This window comes from Psychrobacter sp. UBA3483 (genome assembly GCF_002377905.1).
Lineage (GTDB): Bacteria > Pseudomonadota > Gammaproteobacteria > Pseudomonadales > Moraxellaceae > Psychrobacter.
On the sequence record NZ_DFQS01000027.1, the window covers coordinates 1 to 7375 of the forward strand.

The 7375-nt window shown below is 43.8% G+C and carries 5 protein-coding genes and 3 pseudogenes; 5 read left to right on the forward strand and 3 right to left on the reverse strand.

The window, feature by feature from the left end:
* The first annotated feature begins 80 nt into the window (after positions 1–80).
* Positions 81–1362, forward strand: a pseudogene (locus B2866_RS04805) (IS256 family transposase).
* 118 nt (positions 1363–1480) lie between these two features.
* Positions 1481–1915 (forward strand): hypothetical protein, encoded by a 435-nt coding sequence (locus B2866_RS04810; RefSeq protein WP_068037304.1) that lies wholly within the window; start codon positions 1481–1483, stop codon positions 1913–1915.
* A 104-nt stretch (positions 1916–2019) separates the two neighbouring features.
* On the opposite strand, the gene B2866_RS04815 is transcribed toward B2866_RS04810, so the two are convergent.
* The gene (locus B2866_RS04815) at positions 2020–2847 is read right to left on the reverse strand and encodes a GNAT family N-acetyltransferase (protein ID WP_157822716.1); all 828 of its coding nucleotides are present in this window, start codon (positions 2845–2847) and stop codon (positions 2020–2022) included.
* Positions 2848–3161: 314 nt separating this feature from the next.
* Positions 3162–4094: a LysR substrate-binding domain-containing protein gene (locus tag B2866_RS04820; protein WP_068037308.1), complete on the reverse strand. Its 933-nt coding sequence runs from the start codon at positions 4092–4094 to the stop codon at positions 3162–3164.
* Between the two features lie 226 nt (positions 4095–4320).
* Between B2866_RS04820 and B2866_RS04825 the strand changes: the two genes are divergently transcribed.
* Positions 4321–5403, forward strand: a complete 1083-nt coding sequence (locus B2866_RS04825; RefSeq protein WP_068037311.1) for a YeiH family protein — start codon at positions 4321–4323, stop codon at positions 5401–5403.
* A gap of 55 nt (positions 5404–5458) precedes the next feature.
* On the opposite strand, the pseudogene B2866_RS04830 reads toward B2866_RS04825, so the two are convergent.
* Positions 5459–6178: pseudogene (locus B2866_RS04830) on the reverse strand (IS982 family transposase); the annotation flags it as partial.
* A gap of 133 nt (positions 6179–6311) precedes the next feature.
* Between B2866_RS04830 and B2866_RS04835 the strand changes: the two are divergent.
* Together B2866_RS04835 and B2866_RS04840 are read left to right on the forward strand one after the other, a co-directional pair.
* Complete coding sequence (locus B2866_RS04835; protein WP_068037317.1) at positions 6312–6929, forward strand: DUF411 domain-containing protein; 618 nt, start codon at positions 6312–6314, stop codon at positions 6927–6929.
* A gap of 144 nt (positions 6930–7073) precedes the next feature.
* Positions 7074–7375 (forward strand): annotated as a pseudogene (locus B2866_RS04840) (IS982 family transposase); the annotation flags it as partial.

The window sequence follows — 7375 nt, forward strand, 5'->3', positions numbered from 1 at the left end:
GATAAGCCGTTAAAGCGCAAGTTGGGGAGTTTCCCAAACTTTGTGTAACTGCTTATAATCCACTAACAGGAGAATAAGCAATGACTAACCAATCTGACATCAAGAAACTGGCTGAGCAAATGGCCAGCAGCATGAAAAGCTTCGATGACATCAAAGACTTTCAAAAGCAGCTCATGCAGTCCTTCATCGACACTGCCCTAGAAGCAGAAATGGAAGAGCATCTCGGCTACCCCAAGCATGAAAAGGCAGACAGGCCTAATAAGCGCAATGGGCACACTAAAAAGAGAGTCCGTAGCGACACAGGCGAGCTTGAGATCTCCACCCCCAGAGACCGCGACAGTAGCTTTGAGCCTGTACTTGTCAGTAAGCATCAAACCCGTATTTCAGGTCTTGATGATAAAATCATATTTCACTACAGGCATAGCCTTACGTCTTGCGCTTCGGGCAAGTGTCTCCCAGACACTTGCTGATCCTCGCTCATACGCCAAAGGTCAAACCACCACTGAGATCGTAGAGAGCATTAAAGAGCTCTACGATGTCGACATCTCAAGCTCTCTTGTCTCAAGAGTCACCGATAACATATTAGAGGACATCACCGCTTGGCAGAACCGGCCGCTGAGCAGTGTTTATCCTATCGTCTATTTAGACTGCATTGTCATTAAAGTACGTCAAGACAAGCAGATCATCAACAAGGCAATCTATCTGGCCTTAGGCGTTGCTCTTGATGGTAAAAAAGAGCTGCTTGGCATGTGGCTATCAGAGAACGAGGGCGCTAAATTCTGGCTTGGTGTTCTCACTGAGCTACAAAACCACGGGGTTCAAGATATTCTTATTGCCTGTGTAGACGGCCTAAAAGGCTTCCCTGATGCCATTAATACGGTCTACCCTAACGCTCAGGTTCAGCTGTGTATCGTGCATATGGTGCGCTATTCGATGAAGTTCGTACCTTGGACGGACAAGAAGGCCGTAGCAGCTGATTTAAAGGCCATCTACGGTGCTGATACGCTTGAGATGGCAGAGGCCAACCTTGAGCACTTTGATGAAGTATGGGGCAAAGAGTACCCGCATGTCATCAAGTCTTGGCGTAATAACTGGGAGGGCTTAACGGTGTTCTTTGAGTACCCTAAAGACATCAGAAAAGTCATTTATACCACCAATGCGATAGAGTCGCTAAATAGTGTCATTCGAACAGCGGTGAATAAGCGTAAGGTGTTTCCCTCTGATCAAGCCGCCTTCAAGGTGGTCTATTTGGCAACTCAACAGGCATCGTCAAGGTGGTCGATGCCGATTCGTAACTGGACGGCGGCTCTTAATCGCTTTATAATTATGTTTGATGATCGTATCAGTAAGCATTTAATCTAAATGGCAGTTACACAGAATCTGGGATGGGCTCTTGCTGGTATCATTAATTTCGAGCTAAACCTATGACTTTTGCAAGAGGTCTACTGACTAATCATTTTCTAAGAATAAGGAAGTTACTATGAAGCGTATTATGATGTTATCTGCACTAAGTGGTGTTTTAGCGCTTACAGGCTGCTCGACAATGGATAAAGTATTTGGCACTAATATGTCAGGAATGAATGATAACCAGATGGTTAGTAGCAGCGCCGTACCAGTGACTAGTAGAAACGGTATGCTGGTTGATTCTACTAATTACATGACGCTATATACCTTTGACAAAGACACTGCCAATAAGTCGAACTGTACAGGTGATTGTTTAGCGGCTTGGCCAGCACTTACCGCCCCTAACAATGCCAAAAGCGTCGGTCAGTTCTCGACTTTTCAGCGTGATGACGGTACTTATCAGTGGGCTGCCAATAACATGCCGTTATACTTCTTTGTAAAAGACACTAAAGCTGGAGATGCAAACGGCGATAATGTAAAAGGCGTTTGGCATATTGTTCCAACTCAATAAAGCCCAATATATTGTAGAGACAAAAAACAGCAGCTATAACTAGTTATAGCTGGTGTTTTTTTATAGTGATACTGTCTGCAATAATACTTTTTAATACTACCTTATTAAGCAGGTCTGTTCGCCTCATCTTCAGAAGCAAGTGCTGCCTTTTTCCTATATAAAGGAAAGAAGTCAGAATTCAAATCTTCCTCGCTCAGACCAACCTTGGCTACCAATTCGGCATATTTCTCTGGGTTGACAATGAGTCTATAGGTTTTAAAATCAAACTCCTCAGAGGGGGAGCTAAAGCCTTTTTTATATTTGTATAGTGAGTCGAGGCTAGCACCAAGGCCACCGCCAAGGTGAAGTAATTTATAGTTATTTTCCCGCCCCCAGTCTCTTGCCACATGAGTAATCAGTTTAGCAGGCTGCAGTTTTCTATAATCGTCGAGCGTTCCTCCTAAATGATACTGCATAATCCCTGACTCCTCACAGGCAGTGTATAAAGAAGAAGCAATAGGCTTATCTTCTTGATAAGCCGTTATCAACAGCAATCTGCCTTGTAGGTTTTTAGACAAATTATAGTAATAATTGTCATCAAAAAAATAATAATCAGTGGCACCAACATTCGCCATCGTCTCTTCATAAATCTTTGAAAAGATTTTAGCGTTTTCTTCGTCCAACGCTTCAACCTTAGTAGTCACATCCATTTTCATTGCTTTTTTGATGCCACGGCGGTGCTGATTTTGAGTTTCTTGCCAGTATTCTTCTTCAGATTTAGTCAAATCAGAGGCTACTGTTAAGCCATGCTTTATTATTTTGCCAATAGCTGGGGGGCGCTCTCGTTCTTTGTTAATGATGGGATGCAGGCGCATAAACAAAGAGACACAGCCTTCTTCATAAAGAAAATCCTGAAGGCCTTTCAACATAATATCCAGCTCATCAGTGGTCACAGTGTCGTCAACCAGCGGACCGCCATACCCATAAGTAGAAGTGGCATCCCAGTACTTAGCGTCAATCTCTCTTATCATTAAAGGCAAATATATTTTTTTATTATTATAACCCCAGTTCGGGATAAGTGATTCATTAAGCTGCTGATAGTATTGATATTTTCTATTACTCTTGAAGACCAGCTAAGTCTTTGAAGACAGGCTTCTCTATAAACTACTGTCAAAAGCATGACTTTATAAGGTCAGATAATAATTATACAAATAGTATCAACAACTTAAGCACTGGCTTATCCCGAACTGGGGTTTTACTACTAAAATCAATCTTCTGTCAAAATATCAATAAAACTCTGCCAAATGGGGCTTTGATGACGCGCTTTATGCCACACCAGCCACCACGTGCGCGCTAAATCAATACCTGCTACTTTCACCTGCACCAGCTCTGCTTTATCCAATTCTGCTTGAATGACATACTGCGATAAGCAGCCAAGCCCAATATCGGCGCTGACCATATGCTTAATGGCTTCTGACTGCTGAATTGCCATGACAATCTCGGCATGCGGTAGATGCTGCAATAACTGCTCATCGATAATCTGCCGCGTCCCCGAACCCGCCTCTCGTACCAGTAATGGCAGCCTTGCCAATCGTTCAGCGCTGAGCTCATAGCATTTTTCTTTATGGTTATAGTCCATGTTTGCCAACCATTTACTATGAGATTTAGCAAATACCATCAAGGTATCGGTCCGCCAAGCGCGCTGCTCAATGACTTTCATATCTGTCGGGCGCGGCATACCTTCTACAAGCGCAATATCGATATTTAATTGCTCAACCTCGCCGACCACTTCTTGGGTATTGGCAATATACATATCGATATGGGCATCGGGTAGCGCTTCGTACAATTTGGCAAGCAGCGGTGGCAATACATAATTACCGATAGTCGTGCTAGCACCAATATGAATCTGCCCTGCTTGATGCTTATGATAATGCTCAAGCGTTAAAGCTTGTCCCAAAATCGCTTGTGCCTGTATATAGATAGGATGGGCGTTTGGATGCTGATTGAGCCTGCGCCCGACGCGCTCAAATAGCGGCATTTGTAACCGCGCCTCCAGCTCAGTGAGTGCACTGCTGACCGCTGATTGCGATAAATGCAGCTCTTCACTGGCACGGCTGGTACTGCCAGTTTGATAAATACTGACAAACACTGATAATTGCTTGAGGGTAATCTTTGGTAATACCTGCATGGCTTTTTTCATAATTTCTCTGACACCCTATCTTATTGATACAACCTAAAAACCACCTGTTATTTTAAAAACCCTTTATTATCTAAAAAACCATCTTTTTAGCCCAAAGACTTTTATTAACCTAAAAAATCGATAGTTTTTATCTAATTAATCTGTTTTTATTATAGATTGGTCTGCCTTATAATGTCTATTCATAAGCTTATGCTTATTTCGATTATGGACAATAGGACACTTCGTCATGCACGCCTTAACTAAAACAGTGACCAACTACTTCCCAACCAATCGCCATTTCGCAGGTTTGATAGTGGTGTTTGTCGGTAGCTTATTTTGCTTATGGCTAAATACGAGCTTGGATGTCTGGAGTCACGGGCGCATTATAGGCTTGTCTTCGTTAACGCTAGCGATTTTGATCGGTATGATATTGGGCAATACCGTTTATTCTAGTTTCGCTGAGCAGCTACATGTGGGCGTGACATTTGCCAAAGGTCAAATACTGCGTCTCGCCATCATGTTTTATGGCTTTAAGCTGACCCTAACGCAAGTATCAAGTGTCGGACTGTCTGCGGTGATGAGCGATGCGTTGGTATTGACCTCGACTTTTTTAATCACTTATTGGTTAGGTACAAAATGGCTCAAAGTCGATAAACAAACGACGTTATTGATTGGTGCAGGCGCGAGTATTTGCGGGGCAGCAGCTGTTATCGCCGCAGAGCCAGTGATCAAGGCCGAAGCGCACAAAGTCACTATCGCTGTGGCTACGGTCGTGGTCTTTGGCACCATTGCGATGCTGCTTTATCCGTTTTTATACCATCTTGGTTGGTTGCAACCTTGGCTAAATGCTCAGCAGTACGGGATTTATACGGGTGCCACCATTCATGAAGTGGCGCAAGTCGTCGTCGCTGGTAACGCAGTCAGTCCCGAAGTGGGTGACACAGCGGTTGTCACCAAGATGATACGCGTGATGATGCTCGCGCCGTTCTTATTGGTTTTATCTTTTGCGTTGACCAAAGGCAGTAACGATCAAGGTAACAAACCCTCTGTAATGAGCCGCATTCAACAAGTCAAAGTGCCTTGGTTTGCCTTCATATTCATTGCCATCGTCTTACTGCACACTTGGGTGCCGATGACCGCAAGCTTTGAGCGTAGTATGGTGATACTAGACGATGTGCTGCTCACCATGGCAATGTTTGCGCTGGGTCTAACCACGCATTTGGGCGCTATCAAACAAGCTGGCGTTAAACCCCTTATCTTAGGTGCGATTATGTTTGCTTGGTTAATCGTTGGTGGCGGCTTGATCAATATTGGCATCGCTTCACTGTAAAAAAGCTATTTAACCCCAGTTCGGGATAAGCCACATTGTAACTCATTGATACTATTTACAATGTTGCTACCTGTCCCTGCTGAGGCATATTTTTGATGGTGGGTTTATAGGGAAACCAGCAATAAGCAATTAAACCTGACAGCAAGTTTGTGATAAACCCCGTGACACTACGATGGCGTGAGTGTTCGATTTGGCACAAGTTTTTAAGCTCTCCAAACACCGTTTCAACCAAAGAGCGATGATTGAGTAGTGCCTCATCCATAGGCTCAAGTAATTGGGGTTTCATATTACGCCGAAGTTTGGTTATCAACGTGGTATCACTGTGTTTTGTGAGCCACTCGTTTAGGGCTTTACTGATATAGCCTCTATCCCCAAACACCTTGCCAAACACAGGCGTTGCCATATCCTTAACAGGCGCTCTATCATCGGTATTACCCTCAGTGACTTTGACGGATACCAGCTCACCTTTATGATTGATAATGGCGTGTAGCTTAAAGCCATAGAACCAGCCCATGCTGCTTTTGCCTCGGGTTGCAAGTCCTTCAAAGACTTTATGACGGTAGATACGTTTGTTATGACAAACTGCTATCTTGGTTGAATCAATATAGCTGATACCCGTACAGTCGCCCATCATGCTTTGCAAGTAGGCACATAGTGGCATGATACTGCGCGGCACAAGCTTTATAAATCGCGAGTAGCTCGGCAGATTTGGAAACTCCCGTTTCATCATGCCAAGCATGTGATGGTAGTAAAACGCCTTAAACTGTCGATAACGNNTGTGAAGTTTGTCTTGGTAAACTCACTTTAGCAATTTTGGGCTTCTTTTTTTATCTTTTTTTGAGCGCTTATCCCGAATTGGGGTTAAATATCAAATGCAACAATAAACAATAAATGACGAGAGGGTATGTATGAAACCTGATAACCATAACTTAACTTTTAAGCAGCATAAATTGTTTGGTGCGCTTATCCTACTGACAGTGACATCGTCGTTATTTGCTTGTAGCGAAACCAATACCACTGCTGCAACCACAGCGACTGTAGAGACGGCAACAGACAGCCAGAATTCAAAAGTCCAAACGCCTAAAACGGTGACTCCGAGCGCTAGCAGTAACAGTGATGCGCTGAGAAACGTCTCTGCGACGGTTTATAAAGATGCCAATTGTGGCTGCTGTAAAGAGTGGATTAGCCATGCCGAAGATCATGGTATGACCGCTGAGGGGCAAGATGTTGCCGACTTAGCGGTATTTAAACAGCGCTACGGCGTCCCTAATAATATGCGCTCTTGTCACACCACGGTCACGAGTGATGGTTATGTGTTTGAAGGCCATGTACCCGCTAAGCATGTTGCAGAGTTTTTAGCAAACCCGCCAAGCGACGCCATTGGCCTTGCTGTACCGGGTATGCCTATGGGGAGTCCTGGTATGGAATATAACAATCAGTTCGACCCTTATCAAATCATGCAAATAAATAAAGATGGTAGCACAGCGGTATATGCTGAGGTTGATAGCGCCAATGCCCAGTTATAGCTGAAAAGGATGATTTTTACTGTCCATCGCTAACTTATTAATAACCCCAGTTCGGGATAAGCGCTCAAAAAAAAGATAAAAAAAGAAGTCCGAAGTTGCTAAAGTAAGTTTACCAAGACAAACTTCACAACAAGGACTTCTTACATGGACAACCTAACCGAACTATACTGCCATATTGACGACTTTTATCAGCAATTCAAACCTGAGTTTGACGCTCATTTAATCGCAACGGGCCGTCAACGGCTAAGAGCATGCCAGATAAGTGTAGCAGAGATTATGACCATCTTGGTACTGTTTCATCAACTGCGGTATCGACAGTTTAAGTCTTTTTACTACCACCATATGCATGGCATGATGGAACGGGAGTTTCCAAACCTGCCGAGCTACTCGCGATTTATAGAGCTTGTGCCGCGCAGTATCATACCACTGTGCAGCTACTTGCAAAG